Source organism: Tabrizicola sp. M-4 (assembly GCF_051132405.1).
Classification (GTDB): domain Bacteria; phylum Pseudomonadota; class Alphaproteobacteria; order Rhodobacterales; family Rhodobacteraceae; genus Paragemmobacter.
Genome location: NZ_CP128606.1, coordinates 2049732 through 2075531 on the forward strand (window position 1 = coordinate 2049732; position 25800 = coordinate 2075531).

At 67.2% G+C, this 25800-nt stretch carries 28 protein-coding genes and 1 pseudogene; 12 read left to right on the forward strand and 17 right to left on the reverse strand.

The features are described 5' to 3' along the window. The first annotated feature begins 40 nt into the window (after positions 1-40). Genes TabM4_RS09920 through eno form a run of 3 tightly spaced genes read left to right on the forward strand, consistent with a single transcriptional unit; the run spans position 41 to position 2676 of the window. Positions 41-451, forward strand: coding sequence for a Fur family transcriptional regulator (locus TabM4_RS09920; RefSeq protein ID WP_434611873.1), 411 nt, complete (start codon positions 41-43; stop codon positions 449-451). Positions 452-453: 2 nt separating this feature from the next. Continuing rightward, the gene (locus TabM4_RS09925; protein ID WP_434611874.1) at positions 454-1350 is read left to right on the forward strand and encodes a DMT family transporter; all 897 of its coding nucleotides are present in this window, start codon (positions 454-456) and stop codon (positions 1348-1350) included. A gap of 48 nt (positions 1351-1398) precedes the next feature. Beyond that, positions 1399-2676, forward strand: coding sequence for a phosphopyruvate hydratase (gene eno / locus TabM4_RS09930; protein ID WP_434611875.1), 1278 nt, complete (start codon positions 1399-1401; stop codon positions 2674-2676). Positions 2677-2780: 104 nt separating this feature from the next. Here eno and TabM4_RS09935 read toward each other — a convergent pair whose 3' ends face one another. After that, positions 2781-3854, reverse strand: a complete 1074-nt coding sequence (locus TabM4_RS09935; RefSeq protein WP_434611877.1) for an NAD(P)/FAD-dependent oxidoreductase — start codon at positions 3852-3854, stop codon at positions 2781-2783. 48 nt (positions 3855-3902) lie between these two features. Here TabM4_RS09935 and TabM4_RS09940 point away from each other — a divergent pair, with 48 nt between their 5' ends. Both TabM4_RS09940 and rarD read left to right on the forward strand, forming a co-directional pair. Beyond that, positions 3903-4331, forward strand: coding sequence for a cupin domain-containing protein (locus TabM4_RS09940; RefSeq protein WP_434611878.1), 429 nt, complete (start codon positions 3903-3905; stop codon positions 4329-4331). A gap of 142 nt (positions 4332-4473) precedes the next feature. Beyond that, on the forward strand, positions 4474-5370 hold the full coding sequence (rarD, locus tag TabM4_RS09945; protein ID WP_434611880.1) for an EamA family transporter RarD: 897 nt from the start codon (positions 4474-4476) through the stop codon (positions 5368-5370). Positions 5371-5379: 9 nt separating this feature from the next. Here rarD and TabM4_RS09950 read toward each other — a convergent pair whose 3' ends face one another. Continuing rightward, complete coding sequence (locus TabM4_RS09950) at positions 5380-6474, reverse strand: anhydro-N-acetylmuramic acid kinase (protein ID WP_434611882.1); 1095 nt, start codon at positions 6472-6474, stop codon at positions 5380-5382. A gap of 62 nt (positions 6475-6536) precedes the next feature. Here TabM4_RS09950 and tyrS point away from each other — a divergent pair, with 62 nt between their 5' ends. Beyond that, positions 6537-7787, forward strand: coding sequence for a tyrosine--tRNA ligase (gene tyrS / locus TabM4_RS09955; protein ID WP_434611884.1), 1251 nt, complete (start codon positions 6537-6539; stop codon positions 7785-7787). Positions 7788-7919: 132 nt separating this feature from the next. Here the strand turns inward: tyrS and TabM4_RS09960 are convergent, their stop codons facing one another. Beyond that, positions 7920-8528 (reverse strand): peptidylprolyl isomerase, encoded by a 609-nt coding sequence (locus TabM4_RS09960; protein ID WP_434611886.1) that lies wholly within the window; start codon positions 8526-8528, stop codon positions 7920-7922. After that, positions 8518-9027, reverse strand: coding sequence for a peptidylprolyl isomerase (locus tag TabM4_RS09965; RefSeq protein WP_434611888.1), 510 nt, complete (start codon positions 9025-9027; stop codon positions 8518-8520). Before TabM4_RS09965 ends, TabM4_RS09960 begins: the two co-directional genes overlap by 11 nt. Positions 9028-9177: 150 nt before the next feature. Here TabM4_RS09965 and TabM4_RS09970 point away from each other — a divergent pair, with 150 nt between their 5' ends. The 6 genes from TabM4_RS09970 (at position 9178) to TabM4_RS09995 (ending at position 15834) form a co-directional block, all read left to right on the forward strand. Then, positions 9178-10368 (forward strand): phosphoglycerate kinase, encoded by a 1191-nt coding sequence (locus tag TabM4_RS09970; protein ID WP_434611890.1) that lies wholly within the window; start codon positions 9178-9180, stop codon positions 10366-10368. 130 nt (positions 10369-10498) lie between these two features. Next, positions 10499-11428 (forward strand): class I fructose-bisphosphate aldolase, encoded by a 930-nt coding sequence (locus TabM4_RS09975; protein WP_434611892.1) that lies wholly within the window; start codon positions 10499-10501, stop codon positions 11426-11428. Between the two features lie 197 nt (positions 11429-11625). Then, a complete protein-coding gene (locus TabM4_RS09980) occupies positions 11626-11928 on the forward strand; it encodes an FtsB family cell division protein (RefSeq protein WP_434611894.1) in 303 nt (100 codons plus the stop codon). A 230-nt stretch (positions 11929-12158) separates the two neighbouring features. Further along, positions 12159-13148 (forward strand): pyruvate dehydrogenase (acetyl-transferring) E1 component subunit alpha, encoded by a 990-nt coding sequence (gene pdhA, locus TabM4_RS09985; RefSeq protein ID WP_434611895.1) that lies wholly within the window; start codon positions 12159-12161, stop codon positions 13146-13148. Between the two features lie 13 nt (positions 13149-13161). Then, entirely contained in the window at positions 13162-14532 is a 1371-nt protein-coding gene (locus TabM4_RS09990; protein ID WP_434611896.1) for a pyruvate dehydrogenase complex E1 component subunit beta, read from the forward strand. Positions 14533-14544: 12 nt separating this feature from the next. Further along, positions 14545-15834, forward strand: coding sequence for a pyruvate dehydrogenase complex dihydrolipoamide acetyltransferase (locus tag TabM4_RS09995; RefSeq protein WP_434611897.1), 1290 nt, complete (start codon positions 14545-14547; stop codon positions 15832-15834). A gap of 69 nt (positions 15835-15903) precedes the next feature. Here the strand turns inward: TabM4_RS09995 and cysE are convergent, their stop codons facing one another. The 13 genes and pseudogenes from cysE to TabM4_RS10060 all read right to left on the reverse strand — a co-directional run bounded on the left by cysE (position 15904) and on the right by TabM4_RS10060 (position 25790). Continuing rightward, positions 15904-16722, reverse strand: coding sequence for a serine O-acetyltransferase (gene cysE / locus TabM4_RS10000; RefSeq protein WP_434622016.1), 819 nt, complete (start codon positions 16720-16722; stop codon positions 15904-15906). A 165-nt stretch (positions 16723-16887) separates the two neighbouring features. Beyond that, positions 16888-17049, reverse strand: a pseudogene (locus tag TabM4_RS10005) (DUF7742 family protein); the annotation flags it as partial. Next, positions 17049-20933 carry a baseplate multidomain protein megatron gene (locus tag TabM4_RS10010; protein WP_434611898.1) on the reverse strand — a complete coding sequence of 1295 codons (3885 nt, stop codon included), beginning with the start codon at positions 20931-20933 and terminating at the stop codon, positions 17049-17051. The pseudogene TabM4_RS10005 and the gene TabM4_RS10010, both read right to left, overlap by 1 nt. A 3-nt stretch (positions 20934-20936) precedes the next feature. Further along, positions 20937-21386 (reverse strand): peptidase, encoded by a 450-nt coding sequence (locus TabM4_RS10015; RefSeq protein ID WP_434622018.1) that lies wholly within the window; start codon positions 21384-21386, stop codon positions 20937-20939. Then, a complete protein-coding gene (locus tag TabM4_RS10020; protein ID WP_434611899.1) occupies positions 21383-22258 on the reverse strand; it encodes a DUF2163 domain-containing protein in 876 nt (291 codons plus the stop codon). The genes TabM4_RS10015 and TabM4_RS10020 overlap by 4 nt, the downstream gene beginning before the upstream one ends. Further along, positions 22255-22887, reverse strand: a complete 633-nt coding sequence (locus TabM4_RS10025) for a phage distal tail protein, Rcc01695 family (RefSeq protein WP_434611901.1) — start codon at positions 22885-22887, stop codon at positions 22255-22257. The genes TabM4_RS10020 and TabM4_RS10025 overlap by 4 nt, the downstream gene beginning before the upstream one ends. Before the next feature lie 7 nt (positions 22888-22894). Continuing rightward, positions 22895-23536: a phage tail tape measure protein gene (locus TabM4_RS10030; protein ID WP_434611902.1), complete on the reverse strand. Its 642-nt coding sequence runs from the start codon at positions 23534-23536 to the stop codon at positions 22895-22897. Further along, complete coding sequence (locus TabM4_RS10035; RefSeq protein WP_434611903.1) at positions 23508-23720, reverse strand: rcc01693 family protein; 213 nt, start codon at positions 23718-23720, stop codon at positions 23508-23510. The genes TabM4_RS10030 and TabM4_RS10035 overlap by 29 nt, the downstream gene beginning before the upstream one ends. Then, positions 23717-24040, reverse strand: a complete 324-nt coding sequence (locus TabM4_RS10040) for a gene transfer agent family protein (protein ID WP_434611905.1) — start codon at positions 24038-24040, stop codon at positions 23717-23719. Before TabM4_RS10040 ends, TabM4_RS10035 begins: the two co-directional genes overlap by 4 nt. After that, on the reverse strand, positions 24040-24453 hold the full coding sequence (locus TabM4_RS10045) for a phage major tail protein, TP901-1 family (RefSeq protein WP_434611907.1): 414 nt from the start codon (positions 24451-24453) through the stop codon (positions 24040-24042). Before TabM4_RS10045 ends, TabM4_RS10040 begins: the two co-directional genes overlap by 1 nt. Positions 24454-24463: 10 nt before the next feature. Next, positions 24464-24859 (reverse strand): DUF3168 domain-containing protein, encoded by a 396-nt coding sequence (locus TabM4_RS10050; RefSeq protein WP_434611908.1) that lies wholly within the window; start codon positions 24857-24859, stop codon positions 24464-24466. After that, entirely contained in the window at positions 24856-25191 is a 336-nt protein-coding gene (locus TabM4_RS10055) for a head-tail adaptor protein (RefSeq protein ID WP_434611910.1), read from the reverse strand. The genes TabM4_RS10050 and TabM4_RS10055 overlap by 4 nt, the downstream gene beginning before the upstream one ends. Further along, on the reverse strand, positions 25188-25790 hold the full coding sequence (locus tag TabM4_RS10060) for a head-tail connector protein (protein WP_434622020.1): 603 nt from the start codon (positions 25788-25790) through the stop codon (positions 25188-25190). Before TabM4_RS10060 ends, TabM4_RS10055 begins: the two co-directional genes overlap by 4 nt. Positions 25791-25800: the final 10 nt, after the last annotated feature.

Sequence of the window (25800 nt, forward strand, 5' to 3'; positions counted from 1 at the left end):
CACGTAAATCCAGATGCACGACAATAAGGAAAGGCAGGAGATGGCGGATATCGTCGCCCGCTGCGAGGCGAAGGGGCTTCGCATGACCGATCAAAGGCGGGTCGTGGCCCGCGTCATCGGCGATGCCGAAGATCATCCTGATGTCGAGGAACTCTATGCCCGTGCGGTCAAGGTCGACCCCCGCATCTCCATCGCGACTGTGTACCGCACGGTGAAATTGTTCGAAGAGGCCGGGATTCTGGACAAGCTGGAATTCGGCGATGGGCGCGCGCGGTACGAGGATGCCGAACGTGACCACCACGACCATCTGATCGACGTCCATACCGGCGCGGTCATCGAGTTCGTCGATCCCGAGATCGAGGAACTACAGGAACGCATCGCCGCGCGTCTTGGCTATCGCCTGATCGGTCATCGGCTGGAACTTCTGGGCGTGCCGGTCAAGAAGACCTGACATTGGATCACTCCGCCAACAACCTCCGCGGCATCACGCTGATGTTGATGTCCATGGCGCTTTTCGCGGTCGAGGACATGTTCCTGAAATGGGCAGCCAGCGACGTGCCCGTGGGCATGGTGATCTTTGTCGCTGGCGCCTTCGGCGCGCCTGTCTTCGCTTTGCTCGCACGCCTTGAGGGGAAACGCGTCCTCGTCCCGGCCGCCATGCAGCGGGCCGTCCTTCTGCGCAACGCGGGCGAAATGGTGGCCACATTCGCCTATATCAACGCGCTTGCGGTCGTCGATCTTTCCACCGTCTCGGCCGTCCTGCAGGCAACGCCCCTTGCCGTGACGCTGGGCGCGGCGCTCTTCCTGCGCGAGGCGGTGGGGTGGCGGCGCTGGTCGGCCATCGCGGTGGGCTTCGCCGGGGTCCTGCTGGTGATCCGTCCGGGGATGGAAGGGTTCCGCCCCGACTCCCTCTGGGTGCTGATCTCCGTCGCGGGCCTTGCCCTGCGTGATCTTGCGGCGCGGGCGATCCCGGATGAGTGCAGCACGGCGCAGGTGTCCTGCTGGGGCCTTCTGTCGGTGGCACTGCTCGGTGCCGTGATGATGGTGCCGGGCGGGGCCGTCATGCCGGATGCGGCGCAGGTCGGGGTTCTGTTCGGCGCGCTTGTCTTCGGCACCGCAGGTTACTGGGCCGTGGTCGCCGCCACGCGGACGGGAGAGGTCGCCGTCGTTGCCCCCTTCCGCTATGCGCGCCTTGTCTTTGCCATGGTGATCGGCATCGCCGTCTTCGGCGAACGTCCCGACGCGCTGATGCTGGCCGGGGCGGCGCTGGTCATCGGATCGGGGCTTTACGCCTTTGCCCGCGAACGGGCCCGCAAACGCGCCCTTTCCTTGCAGGGTCACAGCGGGTAAACGGGGCCGCGAGAGCACCACCCGTTTGCCACGGAGGCCATACAGCCCATGAGCACGATCATCGACATCCACGCCCGCGAAATCCTCGACAGCCGGGGCAATCCCACCGTCGAGGTGGACGTTCATCTGGAAGGCGGCTTCATGGGCCGTGCTGCCGTTCCCTCGGGGGCCTCGACCGGGGCGCATGAGGCCGTCGAGCGGCGGGATGGCGACAAGGCCCGCTACAAGGGCAAGGGCGTGCTGGAGGCGGTGGCCGCCGTCAATGGCGAGATCGCGGAAGAGATCGTCGGTTTCGACGCCATGGAACAGGTCGGCATCGACCGCACCATGATCGAGATGGACGGCACGCCGAACAAATCCCGCCTCGGAGCGAATGCCATCCTGGGCGTGTCGCTGGCAGTTGCCAAGGCCGCGGCGGAGGCATCGGGCCAGCCGCTTTATCGTTATGTCGGCGGCACTTCCGCGCGAGTCCTGCCGGTTCCGATGATGAACATCATCAATGGCGGCGAACATGCCGACAACCCGATCGACATTCAGGAATTCATGATCATGCCCGTGGGCGCGGAGAATATCCGCGACGCGATCCGCATGGGGTCGGAGGTGTTCCACACCCTGAAGAAGGAACTTCAGGCCGCAGGGCACAATACCGGCATCGGCGATGAGGGCGGCTTTGCGCCCAACCTCAATTCCGCTCGTGACGCACTTGATTTCATTCTGAAATCCATCGAAAAGGCAGGCTACCGCCCCGGCGAGGATATCTTCCTTGCGCTGGACTGCGCCGCGACCGAATACTTCAAGAACGGCCGCTATGAGATGAAGGGCGAAGGCAAATCCCTTTCGATCGAAGAGAATGTCGCCTTCCTTGCTGGTCTTGCCACGGACTATCCGATCATCAGCATTGAGGATGGCTGTTCCGAGGATGACTGGGCGGGTTGGAAATTGCTGACCGAGACGCTGGGCAACAAGATTCAGCTTGTCGGCGACGATCTTTTCGTGACGAACCCCAAGCGGCTTTCGGAAGGTATCGCAAAGGGTTGCGCGAATTCCATGCTGGTCAAGGTGAACCAGATCGGCACCCTGACCGAGACGTTGCAGGCAGTGGAGATGGCGCATCGCGCGCGCTACACCAACGTCATGTCGCACCGGTCGGGCGAGACGGAGGACTCCACCATCGCCGATCTCGCGGTGGCCACGAATTGCGGGCAGATCAAGACCGGGTCGCTGTCGCGGTCGGACCGTCTGGCGAAGTACAACCAGCTGATCCGCATCGAGGAGATGTTGGGAGAGACCGCGGAATATGCCGGGGATTCGATCCTGAAAGGCTGATTTCGGCCTGCTGCGGCCGTACCGCAGGCTGTGCCGCAAACTGTACATACCGTGTACATACCGCAGCTGCAGAAAAGGCCCCCGGTGCGAACCGGGGGCCTTTCTCATGGCCCGAAGAAGCGGGCGGGACGGAAGGGGGCAAGCGGCGGCTGGCTGCCCTGCCCCGTCAGTTCAAGCGCCATCACATCCGCCACCAAGGGCGCCAGCGTCGCGCCTGAATGCATCACCGCCATGGAAAGGCCGGGCAGCACCGGGCCGATGGCGGGCAGCCCATCCCCCGGCACGGGACGATCAGCCAGAAGCAGGCGGTCAGGCCGAATGAAGGCATTCGGGAAGAGATGGCGCAGCCGCATCAGGGTTGCGTCCTCAAGTGCCTGCGGCGCGGCGATGGTCTCGGCGGCGTCGGCCTGATGATGGGCAGAGGCGGGAGCGATCAGACGGCCTTCGGCATCCTGCCGCACCTCCTGATCCGGCGTGGCGAGGATGTGGTGAAGGAGCGGCGGCAAGGGCCGCGTGACCATCAGCGCGCCGGGGCGCGGCAGCATCGGGAAGGACAGGCCCAGAGGGGCCAGCAGCGCGGGCGTTCCGTTGCCGGTGCAGAGAACGGTGTGATCGGCGGGGATGTCACCCGCATCGGTGCGGATGCCGGTGATGCGGTCATCGCCCTGTGTCAGGCCGGTGACGCGCAATCCGCAAAGAAGATGCGCCCCCTGCGCCGAAGCGGCGGCCAGCAATTCCTCGGTCAGGGCGGCGGGGTCCCGTGCGGCCTCGCCCGGAAAGAAAAGCGCGCGGTCCGGCGGATCGGCCAGCCGCGGCTCCAGAGCGGTGATCGCGGCGCGGTCAAGCAGGCGCAGCGGATAGCCCATGGATTGCAGAGTCGCCGCGGTATGATCGAAGCCTTCGCCCTGTTCCTGATACCAGATGCAACCTTCGGGTTGCCAAGGACGCTTCAACTCCGCCGCCAGATCGCGATGCGCGGCCATGGCGGCATGGCGCAGGTGAAAATGCGCCTCGGACAGGAAGAAACTCGCATTCACCCAGCCGAAGCTGCGGCCCGATGCGCCAGAGGCCGGAAGACCTGCCTCGACCAGCGTGACCGACGCGCCATTCCTTGCAAGCCGATGCGCGAGTGCCGCGCCGGTGATACCTGCACCAAGGATGAGGAAACGGGGTTGCATGACGGCTCCTTTGACGCATGGTGGCAAAGTCTGTCGCCGGAGGGAAGCATGGATCGGGCAGAGGCCATCATAGCGGAACTTGGATTGCAGCCCCATCCCGAAGGCGGCTGGTATCGCGAGACTTGGGCAGGGCCAGAGGTTGGTGGCCGGGCCGTGGGGACTGCCATCTATTTCCTGCTGAAGGCAGGGGAGCGGTCGCATTGGCACCGGGTGGATGCGGGCGAGGTCTGGCTGTGGCATGCGGGGGCGAGGCTTGACCTTTTGCTGGCCGAGACGGAGGCGGGGCCGCTGACGGTGCATCGGCTGGGGCCGGATGTGCTGGCAGGGGAGCAGCCGCAGGCGGTGGTGCCCGCCGGATGGTGGCAGGCGGCCGAGGCGCGCGGGGGCTGGGCGCTGGTATCGTGCTGCGTGGCGCCGGGGTTCCGGTTCGAGGGTTTCGAACTGGCGCAGGAGGGGTTTACAATCGGCGGGCGGTGAGCCGCAGGCGGAGCGACGGGTTACCCGGCAGGCGGCACCTTTCGCCGTCCTATCACGCACAAATAAACCCATAGACTGCAACTATTGCTACCGTCACAATTCCGCATTGGCGCTTTGCCCCGCGCTTCGCTAGCAGGGGGGCATGAGCGACCCGATCCCCACCCCTCCGAAGAACGAAGACAGCCCGAAGGGCCTGTTCCTTGCCGTGACTGCCTATCTGATGTGGGGTTTCCTGCCGCTCTACATGAAGGCGCTGGCTGCCGTGCCGGTGCTGGAGGTGCTTGCGCATCGGGTCATCTGGTCGGTTCCAGTTGCGGGGGCGATCCTTGTCTGGCTGGGCCGGACGCAGGATCTGAAGGCGGCGCTGCGGTCACCCCGGATGATCGGGATGGCGGCGCTGACGGCGGGGCTGATCTCGGTCAACTGGGGGATCTATGTCTGGTCGATCCAGTCGGGCCATGCACTGGAGGCGGCGCTGGGCTATTACATCAACCCCTTGTTTTCCATCTTCCTGGGCGCGGTGCTGCTGGGCGAACGCATGAACCGCGCGCAGGTGGCGGCCATCGCTCTGGCGGCGCTGGCGGTCGGTGTGCTGACATGGGAAGCCGGTCAGGTGCCGGTGGTAGCGCTGGGGTTGACGATAAGCTGGGGGTTCTATGCCTATCTGAAAAAGCGCCTGCCGCTTGGCCCCAATCAGGGGTTCATGCTGGAGGTGCTGATCCTGTCGCCGCTGGCGCTGGGCTTTCTGGTCTGGGTGGGCGCGCAGGGCGGGCTGGTCTTTGGGACGGATGGCTGGTTGACGGGGTTGCTGCTTCTGGCGGGGGTGGTGACGGCGGTGCCTTTGATGATCTACGCCAACGGGGCGAAACTGCTGCGCCTGTCGACCATCGGCATCCTGCAATACATCGCGCCGACGATGATCTTCCTGACGGCTGTCTTCGTCTTCGACGAACCTTTCGGGACGGCGCGGGCGGTGGCCTTTCCGATGATCTGGGCCGCATTGGTGATTTATACCGGGTCGATGATCCGGAGGAAATGACGCGGGGGATCAGTCCGGGCGGCTGACCTTGCCGCCGCCGACGAGGGCGGCGACACCCGTGGTGGCGGGGCCTGAGGTCGGCAGGCCGCGCGCCACACGGACGGCGAGGAAGGCGAAAGCCTGCGCCTCCAGCATGTCGCCGTCGAGGCCCGCCATCTCGATCGGTTCGGCTGTGACGCGAAGGCGGGTGGAGAGTTCCTGCATGATCCGCGCATTGTGACGCCCGCCTCCGGTGACGAGAAGGCGGCTTATGGGTACAGGGAAATGCTCGGCCCCGCGCGCCACGGCGGCGGCGGCTGCTGCGGCAAGGGTGGCGGCGGCGTCTTCGGTGGGCAGGTTGCCCATGTCGAGGGCGGCGTGGAACTCGTTGCGATCCAGCGACTTGGGCGGCATGCGGTGGAAGAAGGGATGGGCGAGGAAGGCCGCAATGCGGGCTTCATCCACCGCGCCCTTCAGCCCCGTCTCGCCGCCGGGGTCGAGCGGTTGGCCACTGCGGGCAAGCATCAGGTCGTTGAGGGGGGCATTGGCGGGGCCGGTGTCGAAGGCGAGCAGCGCGCCATGCGATTCCGGGGCAGGCTGGCGCGGGTCGATCCATGTGACATTGCCCACGCCGCCAAGATTGAGGATGGCAAGGGGCTGCTCTGCGCCGATATGGCGGGCGCAGGCGAAATGGAAGAAGGGGGCCAGCGGCGCGCCCTGCCCTCCCATGGCGACATCGGCGCTGCGGAAATCCCAGACCACGGGCAGGCCGAGCGCGCGGGAAAGAAGCGCGCCGTCGCCCGCCTGATGTGTGCCCCTGCCCTTTGGCTCATGCGCGAGGGTCTGGCCGTGAAATCCCACGATCCCCGCCCCGGTGAAGCGTGAAAGCAGTTCGGCATGCGCGGTCTCCACCACCTCCGCTGCCTCCTGCACCCCGTCCTCGCCGGGCCAACGCCCGAGTGCGCGGCGCAGGACGGCCTGTTCGGCAGGGCTGTAGGGGCGGAAGGCGGCTGGGCCGAAATCGAGGATGCGTTCCCCGTCGGTCAGGACCATCGCCGCATCCACCCCGTCGAGCGATGTGCCCGACATGGTGCCGAGCGCCCAGATCGCGCCGCCTTTCAGCATCTTCCTTTCACCCCCTGCCCCCGCTATACCGCGCCCTGCCGATGTTAAAGCACGGGTGCCCCATGACCTACCATCCGAAATCCGACTTCCTGCGCGTGATGATCGAGCGCGGCTATCTGGCCGATTGCACCGATTATCAGGGGCTGGACGAGGCTTTGGTGAAGGGCGTGCTTCCCGCCTATATCGGCTATGACGCCACGGCGGCCAGCCTGCATGTCGGGCATCTGCTGAACATCATGATGCTGCGCTGGCTGCAGAAGACGGGGCACAAGCCAATCACCCTGATGGGCGGCGGGACCACGAAGGTGGGTGATCCCTCCTTCCGGTCGGAGGAGCGCCCGCTCCTGACGCCCGCGCAGATCGACGCCAACATCGCCGGGATGCAGAAGGTCTTCGCGCGCTACCTTGCCTATGGCGAGGGCGCGACGGATGCGATCATGCTGAACAATGCCGAATGGCTGGACGGGCTGAACTACCTCGATTTCCTGCGCGACATCGGGAGGCATTTCTCGGTCAACCGGATGCTGTCCTTCGAATCAGTGAAATCGCGGCTGGACCGGGAACAGTCGCTGTCCTTCCTCGAATTCAATTACATGATCCTGCAGGCCTATGACTTCCTCGAACTGAACCGCCGCTATGGCTGCCTGTTGCAGATGGGCGGCAGCGATCAGTGGGGCAACATCATCAACGGGATCGACCTGACGCGGCGGGTCCTGGATCAGGAGATCTTCGGGCTGACCTCGCCCCTCCTGACCACCAGCGACGGAAAGAAGATGGGCAAGTCGGCCGGCGGCGCGGTCTGGCTGGACGGGGGCATGCTGAGCCCCTATGAGTTCTGGCAGTTCTGGCGCAATACGACGGATGCGGATGTGGGGCGGTTCCTGAAGCTCTACACCGAATTGCCGGTGGAGGAATGCGACCGCCTGGGCGCTCTGGCCGGATCCGAGATCAACGCGGCCAAGATCATCCTTGCCAATGCGGTGACGGGCCTTCTGCATGGCGAAGAGGCGGCGGCGGCAGCCGAGGCCACGGCGCGCGAGGTCTTCGAGAAGGGCGGTATCGGCGATGACCTGCCCACCATCGCCCTCTCTGTAGACGAGGTGGCCGAAGGCGTGGGGATCGTTCAGCTTTTCGTGCGCGCGGGTCTTGCGGCCAGTGGCAAGGATGCCAAGCGTCTGATCTCGGAGGGCGGGGCGCGGATGAATGACGAGATCGTCACCGATCCTGGCCTGCGGCTTGGCGCGGGCGAGTTTGCCGAACCTCTGAAACTGACCGCAGGCAAGAAGCGGCATGCGCTGGTGACGCTGGGCTGACGGCCAACGCGAAAAATCTTCTGCGAAGATTTTTCTGGGAAGAATTCTCGGAGAAAATCTTTCGTCGGTGGCGCGAAAAGGAAAAGGGGGCCAAGGCCCCCTTCTCCGCTCTGTCCGGACGGAAGTGCAGGATCACTCCTGCAAGGTCACCTTGGCCATGTAATCCGGCGCATCCACAGCGCCGTTCGCGGCAGGGTCGCCCTTCTTGATGGCGTCCACGACCTCCATCCCCGAAATCACCTTTCCCACCACCGTATACTGCCCGTCCAGATGCGGGGCCGGGGCGAACATGATGAAGAACTGGCTGTTGGCGCTGTTCGGATCCATCGACCGGGCCATACCGACCACACCACGATCGAAGGAGAGCGCGGAGAACTCCGCCGCAAGGTCGGGCTTGGACGATCCGCCCATGCCCGCCATCGACAGATCGCCGCCCTGACGCCCGAATTCCACATCGCCCGTCTGGGCCATGAAACCCTCGATCACGCGGTGGAAGACCACGCCGTCATAGGCGCCTTCCTGCGCCAGCGCGGTGATCTGGGCGACATGGCCCGGCGCCGCATCCTGCGCCATGTCGATAACGATGGTGCCCGATGTGGAACCGGCCACCTCGATCACGAGGTTCGGGCCGGGCCCGTCGGTCACGTCTTGCGCGATTGCGGTCTGCGAGAGGGCAAAGCCCCCAAGGACGGCAAGCCCGAGGGCCATGATCCCCCCGGCGATCAGACGTTCAGAGGACATCGGCAGCCACCCGCACGGTGATCATGCGATCCGGGTTCGCCGGCGGCTCGCCGCGGGTGATCTTGTCGACATGGGCCATGCCCGAGATGACGCGGCCATAGACGGTGTATTGGCCGTTGAGGAAGTGGTTGTCGTTGAAGTTGATGAAGAACTGCGAATTGGCCGAATTCGGGTTTGCCGAACGTGCCGCGCCCAGCGTGCCGCGGTCATGCGGGATGCGGCTGAACTCGGCGGGAAGGTCGTCATATTGCGACCCGCCCGTGCCCGCCCGGCGCAGGTTGAAGTTGTTTTCCATGTTGCCGTTTTCCACATCGCCGGTCTGGGCCATGAAGCCCTCGATCACGCGGTGGAAGGCCACGTTGTCATAGGCCTTGTCGCGGGCAAGCTGCTTCATCCGTTCGCAATGTTTCGGGGCGATGTCGCTGAGCAGTTCGATGACCACCTCCCCATCCTTCAGCGTCAGGATGATCGTGTTCTCGGGATCCTTGATCTCGGCCATGGGGCGTTCCTTCCGGTTTGATTTGGCCGGGAACCTAATGGTGCAGCGGCGGCAAGGAAAGGGCGAAAGGGGAAATGCGCCTGCGGCACGGTTGACGGGCGGGCACAGACGGCGGAAAGAGGGGGCGACAATCCGGTGATGGAGGCGATCATGGGCTGGAAGACGCTTGACGATGTGGCGCTGGCGGGAAAGACCGTGCTGGTGCGGGTGGATATCAACGTGCCCATGGAGGCCGGACGGGTGACCGACGCCACACGGATCGAAAAGATCGTGCCCACGGTGGAGGACATCATCGCGCGTGGCGGCAAGGCGGTCCTGCTGGCGCATTTCGACCGGCCCAAGGGCAAGGTCGTGCCGGAGATGAGCCTGCGCCATGTCGTGCCCGCGCTGCAGACGGCGCTGGGGCGCAAGGTGGTGTTCGGCGAGGATTGCGTCGGCGCGCCCGCTCAGGCGGCCATCGCTGCGGCAGCCACGGGGGATGTCGTGCTGCTGGAGAACACGCGTTTCCATGCGGGCGAGGAGAAGAACGACCCCGCCCTTGCCGCAGGCCTCGCCGCGCTGGGCGACATCTATGTGAACGATGCCTTCTCGGCCGCGCATCGGGCGCATGCCTCCACCGCCGGGATTGCGGGCCTGCTGCCCGCGGCAGCGGGCCGGTTGATGGAGGCGGAGTTGCGCGCGCTGGAGGCGGCGCTGGGCTCCCCTGCCCGTCCGGTGGTTGCGGTGGTGGGCGGAGCGAAGGTTTCGACAAAGCTTGACCTGCTGGGGAACCTTGTCACCAAGGTCGACCATCTGGTGATCGGCGGCGGGATGGCGAACACCTTCCTCGTCGCGCAAGGGGTGGAGGTCGGCAAGTCGCTTGCGGAACGCGACATGGCCGATACGGCGCGCGAGATCATGGCCAAGGCCAAGGCGGCGGGTTGCACGATCCATCTGCCGGTCGATGTGGTGGTGGCGCGCGAGTTCAAGGCCGATGCCGCGAATGAGACGGTCGATGTCGGCGCCTGTCCGGCGGATGCGATGATCCTTGATGCGGGACCTGCCACGGTGGCGCGGCTCGTCACGGTGTTCGAGGGGGCGAAGACGCTGATCTGGAACGGGCCCTTGGGGGCGTTCGAGATCAAGCCCTTCGATGCCGCGACCAATGCGGCGGCGCAGGCCGTGGCGCGGCTGACGCGGGCGGGCGCTCTGGTTTCCGTGGCGGGCGGCGGCGATACGGTGGCCGCGCTGAATGCCGCCGGGGCTGCCGCGGATTTCACCTTCATCTCCACCGCTGGCGGGGCCTTCCTTGAATGGATGGAAGGCAAGGAATTGCCCGGAGTTTCGGCGCTTATGGCCTGAGGCGGGGGCGGGCGGATGCGAAAAAACGCCCCGCCCGCGCCATGGTTGCGCTAACCTGTTTGAAAAGCGGGGGGCGCTTGCCTAAAGCGGGGGCAGAGGCCCGCGATTTGACCGGAAGGGAAGAGAGAGAATGCGCGCGACGAAGACCGTTCAGAAGATCCTGAGCAATTACGAAGGCGAAACCCCCGGTGTGAAGGCGAACCTGTGCCGCATCCTGATGGAGGGCAAGCTGGGCGGCACCGGCAAGATGATCATTCTGCCGGTCGATCAGGGCTTCGAACATGGTCCCGCGCGGTCCTTCGCCATGAATCCGGGCGGCTATGATCCGCATTACCATTACCAGTTGGCGATCGATGCGGGGCTGTCGGCCTATGCCGCGCCGCTGGCCAATCTGGAGGCCGGGGCCGATACCTTCGCCGGGCAGATCCCGACGATCCTGAAGATGAACCATGCCAACAGCCTGATGTCCGAGACGGCGGGCAAGAATCAGGCGGTGGTGGCCTCGGTGCAGGATGCGCTGCGTCTTGGCTGTTCGGCCATCGGCTTCACCATCTATCCGGGATCGGACATGGCGCTGGACATGTTCGAGGAGATCAGCGCATTGCGGGCCGAGGCGGCCTCGGTGGGCATCGCCACGGTGATCTGGTCCTATCCGCGCGGCGAGGCGCTGAGCAAGGCGGGCGAGACGGCCTTCGACGTCACGGCCTATGCCGCCCATATCGCGGCGATGCTGGGGGCGCATATCATCAAGGTGAAGCTGCCCAGCGACCATCTGGAACAGGACGAGGCGAAGAAGGTCTACCAGAAGACCGGCATCGACGGGGCGACCATGGCCGCCCGCGTGCGGCATGTCGTGGATGCCTGCTTTGCCGGGCGGCGGATCGTCGTCTTCTCGGGCGGTGCGGCCAAGGGCGAGGATGCGGTCTATGATGATGCGCGCGCCATCCGCGACGGCGGCGGGAACGGGTCGATCATCGGGCGCAACAGCTTCCAGCGCCCGCGCGCCGAGGCGCTGGCCATGCTGGCCAAGCTGACCGATATCTACAAGGGCCGTGGCTGAGCGAGGCGCTTCCAGCCCAAGGGAAAAGGGGCCGCGCGTTGCGCGGCCCCTTCGCTTTTCCGCCCTGTGGCACGGATGCCCCAATTCCCGCCCGGATTGCCCCGATGCCCTGCCTGCCCCTTGGACGCCCCTACATCTTGTGGTGAACTCGCCATCAGACGCCCCCGGACAAGAGGGGCGACAAGAGGCGCTTGCAGATGACGACTTCCTCCTCTCGCCCTTCGCTTGGGGCCATGGTTTACGGGCTCGTGGCCTTCACCTTGGGCAGCTATTTCACCTTTGCCGCCGTGCAGGGCGATTATGGTGTCTTCCGGCAGGTGGAGATCGCCGCCGAGGCGGAGCAGTTGACGGCGGAGCGTGACCGCCTTGCCGCAGAACTGGCCGAGATCGAGAATCGCACGCGTCGCCTGTCGGACGAATTCCTTGACATCGACCTTCTGGACGAACAGGCGCGCAGCGTTCTGGGCTATGTCCGCGCGGATGAGGTCGTGATCCAGTGACCCCGTCCCGGACCTGATCCGGGACCTCCTGACGGCCGCGCGCCTGATGCCCCGGCAGTGCTCAGGGGCAGGGTGCGCCTGCCCTTGCCACCCTTTCCTTTGCTGCATGGCTGCCATGCGCTCACCCGGCCGATGGCCGGATTTTTTGTTTTGACCCCATAATCCCCGATATCGTATAGGTCGTTTAACGTTGAACTATTTTCAAGCCAGCCGAGGGGAGGATACCGCCGATGGCCGCGAAGAAACCCGCCGATCGACCGAACGTGTCGAAGGACGAGTTGCTCAAGTATTACCGCGAGATGCTTCTGATCCGCCGCTTCGAAGAGAAGGCGGGTCAGCTTTACGGCATGGGCCTGATCGGTGGGTTCTGCCACCTCTATATCGGGCAGGAGGCGGTCGTCGTCGGGCTGGAAGCCGCGGCGAAGGAAGGCGACAAGCGGATCACCTCCTATCGTGACCATGGGCACATGCTGGCCTGCGGGATGGATGCGAAGGGTGTGATGGCCGAACTGACCGGGCGCATCGGCGGCTATTCCAAGGGCAAGGGCGGCTCGATGCACATGTTTTCCAAGGAGCGCCATTTCTACGGCGGCCACGGGATCGTCGGCGCGCAGGTGCCGCTGGGCGCGGGGCTGGCCTTCGCCGACAAGTATCTGGGCAATGACAACGTGACCTTCGCCTATTTCGGCGACGGGGCCGCGAACCAGGGTCAGGTCTACGAGACCTACAACATGGCCGAGCTCTGGAACCTGCCGGTCGTCTTCGTGATCGAGAACAACCAGTATGCGATGGGGACCTCCGTCAAGCGGTCGACCAAGTCGCCGTCGCTCTGGGAGCGCGGTGCCGCCTATGGCATCAAGGGCGAGGCGGTCGATGGCATGGACGTGCTGGCCGTGAAGGCCGCAGGCGAGAAGGCGGTCGCCGCCTGCCGCGCGGGCGAAGGCCCCTACATCCTTGAAATGATGACCTACCGCTATCGCGGCCATTCCATGTCGGACCCGGCGAAGTACCGGACCCGCGAAGAGGTGGAGAAGATGCGGTCGGAGAAGGACGCCATCGAGCACGTCCGCGACCTGCTGTTGCAGGGCGGTCTTGCGTCGGATGACGACCTGAAGGCCATCGACAAAGAGATCAAGGCGCTGGTCAACGAAAGCGCCGAATTCGCCAAGGAAAGCCCGGAGCCTCCGCTGGAGGAACTCTGGACGGATATCTACGCGTAAGGGGGGAAGAGATATGGCAACGCAAGTATTGATGCCCGCGCTTTCTCCGACGATGGAAGAAGGCACGCTGGCCAAATGGCTGGTGAAGGAAGGCGACAAGGTCAAATCCGGCCAGATCATCGCTGAGATCGAGACGGACAAGGCCACGATGGAATTCGAGGCGGTGGACGAAGGCATCGTCGGCAAGCTGCTGGTGGCCGAGGGCACGGCCTCGGTGAAGGTGAACACCCCCATCGCCGTGCTGGTGGAAGAGGGCGAGTCGGCAGATGCCGCCCCTGCCCCGGCTGCCGCTGCGACGGCTCCTGTAGCTTCGGCCCCGGCCCAAGTCGCGGCCCCGGCTGCGACTCCTGCGCCTGTGGCGGCTCAGGGCTGGCCGCATTCCGACCTGCCCGAAGGCGTGCCGACCAAGACCATGACGGTCCGCGAGGCGCTGCGCGAGGCGATGGCCGAAGAGATGCGCGCCGATCCCAACGTCTTCCTGATGGGGGAAGAGGTCGGCGAATATCAGGGCGCCTACAAGATCTCCCAAGGCCTTCTGGACGAGTTCGGCGCGAAGCGCGTGGTGGATACGCCCATCACCGAGCATGGCTTCGCAGGCATCGCCGTCGGCGCAAGCTGGGGCGGGCTGAAGCCGATCGTGGAGTTCATGACCTTCAACTTCGCGATGCAGGCCATCGACCACATCATCAACTCGGCGGCCAAGACGCTTTACATGTCGGGCGGCCAGATGGGCAGCCCGATGGTCTTCCGTGGCCCGAACGGGGCCGCCGCACGCGTGGCCGCGCAGCACAGTCAGGACTACGCGGCATGGTATGCGGCCATTCCGGGGATCAAGGTGGCGATGCCCTATTCGGCGGCAGATGCCAAAGGCCTCCTGAAATCCGCGATCCGCGACCCGAACCCCGTGATCTTCCTTGAAAACGAGATCCTCTACGGACGCTCCTTCGAGGTGCCAGCCGAGGGCGACTTCACCATCCCCTTCGGCAAGGCCTCGATCCTGCGGGCGGGAACCGATGTGACCATCGTCTCCTTCGGCATCGGCCTGACCTATGCGCTGCAGGCCGCCGAGGAACTGGCGAAGGAAGGCATCAGCGCCGAGGTGATCAACCTTCGCACCCTGCGCCCCATCGACTATGACACGGTGCTGGCGAGCGTGATGAAGACCAACCGCTGCGTCGCGGTCGAAGAAGGCTTCCCCGTGGGGTCCATCGGCAACCACATCGCCGCGACCATCATGCAGAAGGCCTTCGATCATCTGGACGCGCCGGTGGTGAACTGCACGGGCAAGGACGTGCCGATGCCCTATGCGGCGAACCTTGAGAAACTGGCGCTGACCACGACCGCCGAGGTCGTCGCCGCCGTCAAATCCGTCTGCTACCGGTAAGGAGAGGGGAACATGGCAACCGAAATTCTCATGCCCGCCCTCTCTCCGACGATGGAGGAAGGCACACTCGCGAAATGGCTGGTCAAGGAAGGCGACACCGTCAAATCCGGCCAGATCATCGCCGAAATCGAAACCGATAAGGCCACGATGGAATTCGAGGCCGTGGATGAAGGCATCGTTGGCCGCATCCTCGTCTCCGAAGGCACGGCGGGGGTGAAGGTGAACACGCCCATCGCCGTGCTGGTGGAAGAGGGTGAATCGGCGGATACTGCGCCCGCCCCCGCCAAGGCCGCCGCTCCCGCTGCCGCGCCTGTTGCGGCCCCGGTCGTGGCTGCTGCGGCCCCGGCCCCTGCTGCACCCAAGGTCGGCGGCGCGCGTGTCTTCGCCTCGCCTCTCGCGCGGCGGATCGCTGCGGAAAAGGGTCTGGACCTCACGAAGGTGCAGGGCTCCGGCCCGCATGGCCGCATCGTGAAGGCGGATGTCGAAGGGGCAAAGCCCGTGGCGGCAGCGCCCGCTCCTGCCGCGGCCCCTGCCCCGGCGGCGGCATCGGCTCCGGCAGCGATGCCCACCGGCCCGGCGACCGAGACGGTGCTCAAGATGTATCAGGGCCGCACCTTCACCGAGGTTCCGCTGGACGGCATGCGCCGCACCATCGCGGCCCGCCTGACCGAAGCCAAACAGACCATCCCGCATTTCTACCTGCGCCGCGAGGTGCGTCTGGATGCGCTGATGGCCTTCCGCGAACAACTCAACAAGCAACTGGAAGCGCGCGGCGTGAAGCTTTCCGTCAACGACTTCATCATCAAGGCCTGCGCGCTGGCGCTTCAGGCCGTGCCGGATGCCAATGCCGTCTGGGCGGGCGACCGGATGCTGAAGCTGAAACCCTCCGACGTGGCCGTGGCGGTTGCCGTGGAAGGGGGCCTTTTCACCCCCGTCCTCAAGGATGCGGACCAGAAATCCCTCTCCGCCCTCTCGGCGGAAATGAAGGATCTCGCCAGCCGCGCCAAGACGAAGAAACTCGCCCCGCATGAATATCAGGGCGGCAGCTTCGCCATCTCGAACCTCGGCATGATGGGGATCGAGAATTTCGATGCCGTCATCAACCCACCCCATGGCGCGATCCTTGCCGTCGGTGCGGGCATCAAGAAGCCGGTCGTGATGAAGGATGGCAGCATCGGCGTGGCCACGGTCATGTCCATGACGCTATCGGTCGACCACCGCGTCATCGACGGTGCCTTGGGCGCGCAACTGATGCAGGCCATCGTGGACAATCTGGAAAACCCGATGGCCATGCTGGCCTAAGCCACGCGCAGCGCATGAAAAAACCCCCGAAAGCCCGCGCTTCCGGGGGTTCATCTTTGCCCGACAGGGTCAACCGCAGTCGACGCAACCTGTCAGCTTGTGATCCATCGAAACGGCGGGCTGGGAACACCCCGCCTCGCCCACGATCTTGGCCGGAACGCCCGCCACCGTCTTCATCGGCGGAATGTCCTGCAACACCACGGACCCCGCCGCGATGCGCGAGCAGTTGCCGATGGTGATGTTCCCCAGAACCTTCGCCCCCGCCCCGATCAGCACGCCATTGCCAATCTTCGGGTGACGGTCGCCATCCTCTTTCCCCGTGCCGCCCAGCGTCACGGAATGCAGCATGGAAACGTTGTCGCCGACCACAGCCGTCTCGCCGATCACGATGGAATGGGCGTGGTCGATCATCAACCCCTTGCCCACGCGCGCGGCGGGATGGATGTCCACCCCGAACACTTCCGACACCCGCATCTGCACGAAATAGGCCAGATCCTTGCGCCCTTGTGTCCACAGCCAATGGCCGATGCGATAGGCCTGCACCGCCTGATAGCCCTTGAAGAACAGGATGGGCTGGATGAACCGATGGCAGGCCGGATCACGGTCATAGACCGCCATCAGGTCTGCCCGCGCGGCGGCCCCCAGTTCCGGGTCGCTGTCATAGGCCTGATCCGCGATTTCGCGCAGGATCTGCTCGCTCATCTCGCCGGAGGCAAGCTTCAGCGAAAAGCGGTAGGCCAACGCCCGCTCCATGCCGGAATGGTGCAAAAGGCTGGAATGGATCAGCCCGCCCAGCAGCGGCTCTGTCGCAATGGCCTCGCGCGCCTCGTCACAGACACGGGTCCAGACAGGATCGACAGTCGTCACTTTGGTCTTCAGTTCGGCCATGTCGCGCCCTCCGTTCAGAATGTGCTGCATAGCATATGGGCGCGGCGGAGGACAGACCAACCATGGTCTTGCCTTCCACGCTGCAATCGCGCCTGCCGCCGCAGAAATCGCCTGCAGCATGTCCCCGTCAAGACGGGTGGCAACGACCGCTCCGCAAGGCTCGCAGCGCGACATCAGGCTGCCATTTCCCCAGATCGGATGACCCCGCCCCAACCGCCGCATGTACCGATGCGCGGCATGCGCCTCGGCCAAGGCGGCCTCCGCCGTACCGCCCTTCCCCAGATATGCCGCCAAAGCCAGCACATCCCCGATCAGCACTCGCCGCATCAGGCCAGCGTCAGGCTGCGGAAAGGCCCCGGCCCGAACCGCGCCGAAACCTGCGCGACCTGAACCGTAACCCCCGGCCCGTCCGCCGCCCGCATCGCGGTGGAATAGATCCACGACGGCACGCCCACCTCCACCTCGCGCAGCACCTCCGCACCTCGCACCACCCGCAGGGCATAGGCCTCCCGCTCCTCGCCCAATGGCACCTCGCCCGACGCCCAGCTATCGCCGTCGATCCGCGTCCGCCGCACCCACGAAAGGTGCAGCCCCCCCGCCTCGGCCCGCGCCCTCAGATGCGCCACCGACAGCGGCCGCAGCCCGATTCCGTCAAAGGCCAGCACACGTTCCACCACATCCGCATCATCGAACCCCCGCGCCGCGGCGCCAATGCGCCATGTCCGCTCCAGCCCGCGCAAGGACGGCGCAAGGTCGATCTGCCCCACAGCAGCATCGATCAGCACCACCTGCGATCCGGCAGGCCAGAAGGCGGGCATCCCCGCATCGCTGCCCGCCTGCCCCCGCAAACGCAGCGACAGATCCCAAGTCGCCGGTGCTACCAACTCGGCCCGCGCGAATTGGAACACCTCCCATCCTCCCGCGCTGCCATCGCCAATCGCCGCCAGATTGGCCCCGTTCAGCACCGCCACCTCCGCCGCCGATGACAGCGCGCCGCCCGCGAACTCCACCCGCAACGCGGGCCCACGATCCCACAACCCCGGCCGTGCCGCCGCCAGCGCATTCTGCGTCACCCCAACCGTGGCCCGCCCCGTCACGACACGCGACAGCGCGAACCCATCCGCCCCTTCGCCCTGCCAGACCGCCACCCGCCCCGGCCAAGGCTCCGCCGTCACCGCCAGATGCGGCGCATGCGGCACCTCGGCCCCCGACAGAAGCGGCAGGTCAAGGAACAGCGGATAGACCGGCACCGCAGGACGATGCGCCACGATCACCGCCCGCTCCCGCCCATCCGGCCCCGGCAGGTAAACCCCCGGCTCCACGCGCGAGGCTTCCACCATCACCCGCCCGCGCTGCTCCATCCGGTCGATCCGCCAGCGCCGCCCCGCAAGCGACACGACCGACCCCACCTCCACCGCGCCCAAGGCCGAAGGCGGCAGGCCAAAGCTCGCCACATCCCGCCCCACCCGCGCCTCCGACAGCCACCGCTCTCCCAATCTGCGCGCCTCATCGGGCAAAAGCGCCAGCGGCACCTCCTGATCCAGCGCCCCCGCATCCTCCGCATCCGGGCGCTGCACCTCGGCCACCTGCCTCCGATAATCGCCCTCGGCCTCCAGATAGGCCACCCGCAGACGCCCCGCCGCCTCACCCTCGGCCGCCCGCCGCAGGGTCAGCGCCGCGCCCTCCTCCACCGCCAGCCCACCCTCATCCAGCACCGCGCCAACCCGCGCCTGACGGCGGCGAAAGGCCAGCCGCCCACCGCTTTCCACCGCATCGAACCCGCAGGCCAGCATCAACGGCTGCACCGCCGCCCGTCCCGTGGCCAGCGACTCCAGCGCATAGCCCCGCACCACGCCCTCCACCGCCGCAACCTCGGGCAAGTCCAGCCCTGCCCGCTCGGCAATCTCGGCCAGCACCGCCCCCACCGGCTGCGCCGTCACCCGCCCGTTCAGCCAGTGCCCGCGGTCATGGTTCGGCCCGTCCGACCAGACATCCTCCAGCAGGGGAAAAGCCGGATAGGGCCGCGCATCCCACGCCCAGGCATGGGCGTGTCCCATATCCAGCATCGGCGCGCCATAGACAGGCGAGACGGGATTCACCCCCTCCTGCGCCCAGTAGGAGGTCATCGCCCGGAAGTACTGCATCTGGATCAGGTCATCCCGCCCCCCGACCGAGGCGCGCGGCAATCCCGATTCCGACGACCGCGCATCGAAGAAAAGGTTCGGCTGGTTCGTCCCCTTGTCCACCGCCGGGCACCCGTATTCGGTGAACCACAGGGGCTTTCCCATCGGCACCCACCCTGTCGGCACCGCAACCCTCTGCCCGTCGATCCGCTCGTGATGCGGCTGCGACCACCAGTTGCGCAGATCCTTCGCCCGCCAGATCCACGGCTCGCCCGCACCGTCGGTGATGGGCTCGCGCCGCTGCGCCGCCACCCCCTCGGACGAGGCATAGAACCAGTCGTAAAGCTCGCCCCCCTCGATGTTCCCGCGCAGCGACCCAAGGTCATGGATTGTCCCCCACCCGGCATCCGCCTGATCCTCGCCCTCGCGCCAATCCGACAGGGGCAGGTAATTGTCGATCCCTACGAAATCGATGTTCCCGTCCGACCAAAGCGGATCAAGGTGGAAATACCGGTTCCCGTCCCGCGCCAGCCCGAAATACTCGGACCAGTCCGCCGCATAGCCGATCTTCACGCCCGGCCCCAGAATGGCCCGCACATCGGCCGCCAGCGCCCGCAGGCCCGCGACCATCGGAAAACTGTCCCCCGCCCCCCGGATCGCCGTCAATTCGCGCAGTTCCGATCCGATGCAGAAGGCCTCCACCCCGCCCGCCGCTGCGCAGAGATGGGCGTAATGCAGGATGAACCGCCGCAGACCCCAATCCTCCGCAGGCCCGGTATAGGTGATCGTCTCCCCCCAGCGCGCGAAATCCCCCGCCTGCGCCGCGCCCAGAAAGGCCGCCGCCTCCGCCTCCGCCGCCGCTGTCCGGTCCGGGCTTCCCGCCCGCCCCGGTGCCACCGAAAGGGTGATCCGCCCGCGCCACGGCATCACCGGCTGATCCTCTGCCCCGCTCCACGGGTCCGGCCTGCCATTCCCGGCAAGCTGCTCCATCAGGATGAAGGGATAGAACATCACTGCCTGCCCCCCGGCGCGGATCGCCCGGATCGCCTCGATCACCGCCGCGTCGGCGGGCGTCCCGCCATAGATCGACGCCCCGCCGCTCCGTGGCACCTCCTGCGCCTGCCACCGCCCGATCCCGCCCGCGCGCCACGGCATCGCCTGCCCGTCCCGCCCCGTCTGCTCCACCTTCGGCCGCAGCTTGCAGAGCCCGCAGCGCAGATCATCCCCGAACCACGATACGACCAGCGAGACCGACTCCACCCCCGGCACCTCGCGCCGCAACTGCTCCAGCGACAGGGCAAAGTCGGTCTTTCCGCCCAGACTGTGCTGGTTCACCACCTCGCCGCCGAAGAACCCCTTGCGCAACTGCACGCGGCTGGTGGCAAGGCTGTATTCCCCCGTCCCCGGGATCATCGCCACAGCCCGGATCGCCCCCGCAAAGGCCGGGACCTGATCCGCCAAGGCCCCCTGCGCCGGGCGGATCACCTCGAAGGTGAACTGTGGCACCCGGTTCCCATACTCCGCCAAGGCAAGATCCTCGAACACCACATAGGCCGTCCCGCGATAGGCGGGCGCCTGCGCCGCCCCCTCCACTGCCGCGATCTTGGCGTCGGGCAATTGCGCCTCCGAACCCGGATAGACGCGCATCGTCAGGGTCGAAACATCCACCTCCGTCCCGTCCGCCCAGATGCGCCCCACACCAAGGATCTCCCCCTCGCACAGCGCCACAGCAAGGCTGACGCCATAGCTATAGCTCGTCACCCGCGGGCTGGGCGCGCCCTTCCCGCCCCCGCCGCTGGTCGTGGCATATTCGGTGAAGGGCGAGGTCCATATCACCCGCCCCCCGACCCGCACCTTGCCCCAGACCATCGGCAGCGCCGCACCCAGCCCCGACGACATCACCCGCAGACGGTCGATCCGCCCGGTCTCCACCGCCTCGGACCCCGCGCCGAACAGCCGCGCATCGATCGCCTGCCCCACCGTCGCGCCGATCGCCCGCCCAATCACCGCGCCCGAAAGGCCCAGCACCGTGCCGCCAAAGCCCGCGCCGACAAAGGCACCCGCCGCCGCCAGAAGGATCGTCGCCATCGCTCAACTCCGCTCAGGAAAGGCAAAACGCGCCACGATCCGGCGCGCCCAAGGGGCCGAGAGGGGGCTTTCCACCACCCCATGCCCCGAATAGGCGTGGATGAAGCTCGCGCCCCCATCCCCCGCCATGGCCGAAAGGCCCAGATGCTTGGCCACCGCATCCTCGCGCAGCCGGAACAGCAGCACCTGCCCCGGCCCCTCCGCCCCCGCTGCAACCGGCAGCAGCCACCGCTCCGCCGCCGCGCGCAGCACCTCGCGCCGCCCCGCTTCGGCCCAGTCGGCGGTATAGGGCGGCACCGTTTCGGGTTCCGCGCCGATCACCTCGCGCCAGACCCCGCGCAACAGGCCAAGGCAATCGGTCCCCGCCCCCCGGCAACTCGCCTGATGCAGATAGGGCGTCCCGATCCAGCCCCGTGCCGCCTGCACCACCCGTGCCGCGACCGCGCCCGTCACGATCCCGCCGCCACGGACCGCGACGGCATCGCCGTGATCCAATCCTCGCTCGGCACATGCGGAAAACCGCGGAAGTTACTGAAATTCTGAAACTTCTCCCGACACGTTACCGCCCGCCTGTCGCAACCCGCCGAAAGCCGCACCACATCCCCCGGCGCAGGCATCACGCCGGGCTCCTCCCACAATTCCACCAGCCGCGCCCCCGCCTCCCAGCCGTCGCGCTTCACCGTCCCGCCCAGACCCGCCGCCGGGCCGTCCATGAACTGGCAGCGCCCGCCCTCGAACCATCCGCCCTCGAACCCCGCTTCCAACGGCAGCACCAGCACCCGCCGCTCCCGCACCGCCAACAGCGGAAAACTCCCGGAAAACGCCTCCGCCCCAAGAACGACGCCGCAGCGCCGGTCGCCCAGCACCGCATCGCAGCCCGACTGGATCACCCGCCCCACCGTCCGGTTCATCGCCTCCGACAGGCCCCGCAACTCCACCCGGAACTCCGCCCCCGCCTGCACCACCTCGCCCAGCGTCCCGGCAAAGCACAGCGTCCGCTGCCCCACCTCCTGCCAGTTCACCAGCCATTGCCGCACGCCCGCCCCGTCGAACCGCCCCGCGCGCAGGTCCTCCTCCCGGATGCCCGCATCCGACAGCGCCCCCACCACCTCGGCATTGTCCACCGCCAGCCCCGCCACCTGTTGCAGCGCCCCCGCCGTCAGCCCCGTCCCCGCGCGGAAGGTCACCCCCTCGAAAGCCAGATCGCGGTCATGGTCGGTGAACCCCATCACCACCCCGTCCCGCCGCTCCACCGCCCAGCACTGGCAGGTCGTCGTCACCCCGCCCGCCAGATGCGCCGCCAGATCGCCCGAAACCACGCTCACAGCCGCACCTCCACCACCGGCACCAACGGCACCTCCCCCGCCTGAAAGGACGCGACCGACACCGCGATGCGGTCCGTGTCGAACCGCACCGGCACGTCGAACTCGAACCCAGCCGTCACCGCAACCCCCACATCCGGCGCCAGCACGAAGCGCACCTCGCCCGTCGCCGCATCCAGCGTGTAATCCACCGTCTCCACCACCGGATCACCGGCCAGCGCCAGAACCACCGTCCCCACCACCGGTTTCAGGATCGGGCGCCGAAACGCCATCCCGCCCGGATCATAGGTCTTGGCCAGACGGAACACCGTCTCCACCCCGTCCCCCGTCCCGATCACCTGATCCAGCGCCGATACCGTCCCCGAAGGCTTGCACGACTTGAAATCCGCCCAGTCCTTCCAGCGGAACCCCCACAACTGCCCCCGCCGCGCCTCGAAGAAGGCGATCAGCGCCGCCACGTCGTCCAGCGACCGCAGACCCAACCCCGCGTCATAGCGCCGTCGCGACTGCGCCCATGGCGTGTTGCGCTCCTCGAACCCGTTGGCCAGCGTCACGATCTCGGTCCGCCGCTCCGGCCCCCCGGTCGATCCGAAACTCAGATTGGCCGGAAACCTCACCTCATGGAAACCCATCGCACCCTCACCTGTTCCGCTGCCCGCGCGACAGCGCCCGCGCCGCCTGCGCCGCGATCTGGCTCTGGCTGCGCTGGAACCCCGCCACATCCGGCGTCGTGATGTTCATCACCACCGTCACGGGCCGCCCGCCGCCACCGCCCGCCTGCACGCCCAACCGCCCATCCGCGCCGCGCGCCAGCGGCAAAATCGCCTCCGCCCCCGCCTCGCCCATCAACCCCAAACCGCCCCGCATCGGAAACAGCGTTGGCGAAGTCACCACGCCCCCCTGCGCAAAGGGCATCACCCGCCCCTGCGCGAAAGCCCCGCCCTTGGCAAAGGCCAGCGCGCCGCCGAACAGCGCGTTCATCCCCTCCGCCAATGCCCCGCCAAGCGCGTTCTGCACCGGGCGCATCGCCACCGAATAGACCGACGCCGCCATCCCCGCCGCCACGCTCTTCAGCGCATCCGAAAGCCGCATCCCGTCAAAGACCACGCCATCGAAGGCCCGCCGCAGCCCGCTGCCAAAGGCGGTGGACAGCGTCCCCACCTCGCGCCCCGTGAACAGCATCGTCTGGCCCAGCCGCGCCAGTTCCGCCTCGAAGGCCGCCGTCATGGGCACCACGCCCTCCAGCCGCGCCTCAAGCGCCCCCAGATCGTCCCGCTCCATGCCCGCCCTCCCCATCCGGAAACGCCGCCGCCAGTTCCTCCAGCCGCGCGCGCGACAGGGGCGGCACCGCCGCCCCCACCCCCAGCATCACCCGCAATTCCGCGGGCGTCAGCGCCCAGAACTCCGCAGGCCGCAGGCGCAACCCCGCGATCCCCGCCCGCATCAATCCCGGCCAGTCGATCATCCGCGCTCCCCCGGCACCGCGAAGGCCCGCGCCAGCACCTCCGCCGCCGCCCGCGCCGCGCCCACCGGCCCGCCGCCGATCTCCACCGTCAGAAGATCCGCCGCCGTCCCGCGCCAGCCGCCGCCACGCAGCCCCGCGACCAGCAGCGCCAGCACATCCCGCGTGGAAAACCGCCCCGCCTCGAACCGTGCCACCAGATCGACCAGCGACCCCTCACCAAGCCCCGCCTCCAACTCGGCCAGCGCGCCCAGCGTCAGCTTCGCCACATGCGGCCGCCCGTCCAGAACGACCTCCACCTCCCCGGCAAAAGGATTGGCCATCACAGCGCCGTAAAGGCCAAGGCCCCCGCCGAGGCCAGCGTCAGCTCATAGGTCGCCTCGCCGTTGAAACTGCCGGCATATTCGATCGCGGTGATCTGGAACGGCCCCTCCACCACCCCGAAATCCGGGATGATCACCTGAAAGGCGGGCATCTCCCCGTCAAAGAAGATCTGCCTTGCCCGCTCATCCGTGCCCGCATCGCGGAACACACCTGCCCCGCTCACCTGTGCCGACCGCACGCCCGCGCCCGCCAGCAACTCGCGCCAGCCCCCCGCGCTTTCAAGGCTGGTCACATCCACCGTCTCGGCGTTGAAACTGATCCGCGTGGCGCGCAGGCCCGCCACCGTCTCGAACTGCCCGTCCCCCGTCAGGTCCACCTTCAACAGAAGGTCCTTGCCGCTCTGCACCGCCATCACTCGCTCCTCACACCTCTACCCGCAGCCGGAAGGTCAGATCGACCCGCCGCTCGCTGCCATCCTCCGACCGCACCGCCTTCGCCTTCAGAAACCACACCTCCACGACCCGCGCAGGCGCGGCCAGCGCCACCCCCTCCATCGCGTCGCAGACCGCCGCCGCCGCCCCTTTCGCGGCAAGGAAACCCGCCGCATCCGAACGCACGGAAACCTCCACCCGATGCTCCGCCCCCGCGCCCGTGGCGTCCGAGGCATCGCGCGCCTCCTCCGCCCCGATCAGGACGAAGGTCCCCGACGCCGCCCCCGGCGGCACGGCATCAAGCACCGCCACCCCCGCAAGGTCAGGATGCGCCGTCAGCGCCGCATGCACCGCCGCCTGCACGGCACCTGCCAAAGCGTAACTCATCCCGAAACCTCCTCCGCCGCGCAGATCAGATACCGCCCCGCCGCATCCGCCTCGGTCACCGCCAGCAGATGGAACAGCCGCGCGCCATCCCGGAACCGCATCCCCGGCACGGGCCGCAGCCCATGCCCTTGCGGCAACCCCCGCACGGTGATCCGCAAAGGCTGCACCGGCACCGCCACCCCCAGCGCCTCTCCCGCGCGCCCGGAACCCGGCCGCACTTCCGCCCAGACCGTCCCCAGCGCCTGCCACGTCTCGGCAAAGCCCCCCGCGCCGTCACCCGCGCGCTGCGCCGCTTCAAGGATCAGGGGCCGCGCCAACCGCACCCCCCTCATCCCGCCATACCCCCGCCAAGGATGCGCACCGTCCGCCACCGCTCGATCAGGGCCTGCACCGCATGGGGCAGCCCCGCCACCCCATCCCCCGCATCATGCCGCGTCTCATAATACTGCGCCGCCAGCAGCAGCACCGCCTGCCGCAAATCCGCCGGAACATCGGCCCATGCCGCCCCGAAACCGGCGGTAAAGGACACCTCCACCCGCCCCCCGGCAGGGATCACCGGCAGCGCGCCGGACACCGCCACCAGCCTTGGCCGATGCGCATCCCGCTCCAGCCGGAACCGCGCAGGCTCCAGCACCACCCGCCCCCCAGCCGCATCCACCAGCGCCACCTCCTCCACCGCGGCGACAGGCGCCACCGGCAAAGCCTGCGCCCCCGCCCCGCGCCAGCAGGTCAGCCCCAGCCGGAACCCCCGTGCCAACAATGCCTTTGCCGTCCGCCCCTCGATCACCGCCAAGGCCGCGCGCAACTGGCTTTCCAGCAGCCCCGCCTGCAGGGCATCGCCCTGAAAGGCCGTCCCCAACCGCAGATGGTCGGCCAGCGCCGCCACCGCCAGCGCCGCGCCCGGCACCGCCCCCGTCTCTTCCAGCACCATCACATCACCC

Bases quoted from the DNA above. Each gene is read 5' to 3' on its own strand.
- TabM4_RS10060 (WP_434622020.1), bottom strand. From the start codon at position 25,790: ATGGTGCTGGAAGAGACGGGGGCGGTGCCGGGCGCGGCGCTGGCGGTG.
- TabM4_RS10040 (WP_434611905.1), bottom strand. From the start codon at position 24,040: ATGGCCAATCCTTTTGCCGGGGAGGTGGAGGTCGTTCTGGACGGGCGG.
- TabM4_RS09950 (WP_434611882.1), bottom strand. From the start codon at position 6,474: ATGCTGAAAGGCGGCGCGATCTGGGCGCTCGGCACCATGTCGGGCACA.
- TabM4_RS09970 (WP_434611890.1), top strand. From the start codon at position 9,178: ATGGGCTGGAAGACGCTTGACGATGTGGCGCTGGCGGGAAAGACCGTG.
- TabM4_RS09990 (WP_434611896.1), top strand. From the start codon at position 13,162: ATGGCAACGCAAGTATTGATGCCCGCGCTTTCTCCGACGATGGAAGAA.
- TabM4_RS09965 (WP_434611888.1), bottom strand. From the start codon at position 9,027: ATGGCCGAGATCAAGGATCCCGAGAACACGATCATCCTGACGCTGAAG.
- TabM4_RS10050 (WP_434611908.1), bottom strand. From the start codon at position 24,859: ATGAGTTACGCTTTGGCAGGTGCCGTGCAGGCGGCGGTGCATGCGGCG.
- TabM4_RS09995 (WP_434611897.1), top strand. From the start codon at position 14,545: ATGGCAACCGAAATTCTCATGCCCGCCCTCTCTCCGACGATGGAGGAA.
- TabM4_RS09920 (WP_434611873.1), top strand. From the start codon at position 41: ATGGCGGATATCGTCGCCCGCTGCGAGGCGAAGGGGCTTCGCATGACC.
- TabM4_RS09975 (WP_434611892.1), top strand. From the start codon at position 10,499: ATGCGCGCGACGAAGACCGTTCAGAAGATCCTGAGCAATTACGAAGGC.
- TabM4_RS10055 (WP_434611910.1), bottom strand. From the start codon at position 25,191: ATGAGGGGGGTGCGGTTGGCGCGGCCCCTGATCCTTGAAGCGGCGCAG.
- TabM4_RS10030 (WP_434611902.1), bottom strand. From the start codon at position 23,536: ATGGAGCGGGACGATCTGGGGGCGCTTGAGGCGCGGCTGGAGGGCGTG.
- TabM4_RS10010 (WP_434611898.1), bottom strand. From the start codon at position 20,933: ATGGCGACGATCCTTCTGGCGGCGGCGGGTGCCTTTGTCGGCGCGGGC.
- TabM4_RS09980 (WP_434611894.1), top strand. From the start codon at position 11,626: ATGACGACTTCCTCCTCTCGCCCTTCGCTTGGGGCCATGGTTTACGGG.
- rarD (WP_434611880.1), top strand. From the start codon at position 4,474: ATGAGCGACCCGATCCCCACCCCTCCGAAGAACGAAGACAGCCCGAAG.
- tyrS (WP_434611884.1), top strand. From the start codon at position 6,537: ATGACCTACCATCCGAAATCCGACTTCCTGCGCGTGATGATCGAGCGC.
- pdhA (WP_434611895.1), top strand. From the start codon at position 12,159: ATGGCCGCGAAGAAACCCGCCGATCGACCGAACGTGTCGAAGGACGAG.
- TabM4_RS09960 (WP_434611886.1), bottom strand. From the start codon at position 8,528: ATGTCCTCTGAACGTCTGATCGCCGGGGGGATCATGGCCCTCGGGCTT.
- TabM4_RS10025 (WP_434611901.1), bottom strand. From the start codon at position 22,887: ATGGGTTTCCATGAGGTGAGGTTTCCGGCCAATCTGAGTTTCGGATCG.
- cysE (WP_434622016.1), bottom strand. From the start codon at position 16,722: ATGGCCGAACTGAAGACCAAAGTGACGACTGTCGATCCTGTCTGGACC.
- TabM4_RS10035 (WP_434611903.1), bottom strand. From the start codon at position 23,720: ATGATCGACTGGCCGGGATTGATGCGGGCGGGGATCGCGGGGTTGCGC.
- TabM4_RS10045 (WP_434611907.1), bottom strand. From the start codon at position 24,453: ATGGCGGTGCAGAGCGGCAAGGACCTTCTGTTGAAGGTGGACCTGACG.
- eno (WP_434611875.1), top strand. From the start codon at position 1,399: ATGAGCACGATCATCGACATCCACGCCCGCGAAATCCTCGACAGCCGG.
- TabM4_RS09935 (WP_434611877.1), bottom strand. From the start codon at position 3,854: ATGCAACCCCGTTTCCTCATCCTTGGTGCAGGTATCACCGGCGCGGCA.
- TabM4_RS09940 (WP_434611878.1), top strand. From the start codon at position 3,903: ATGGATCGGGCAGAGGCCATCATAGCGGAACTTGGATTGCAGCCCCAT.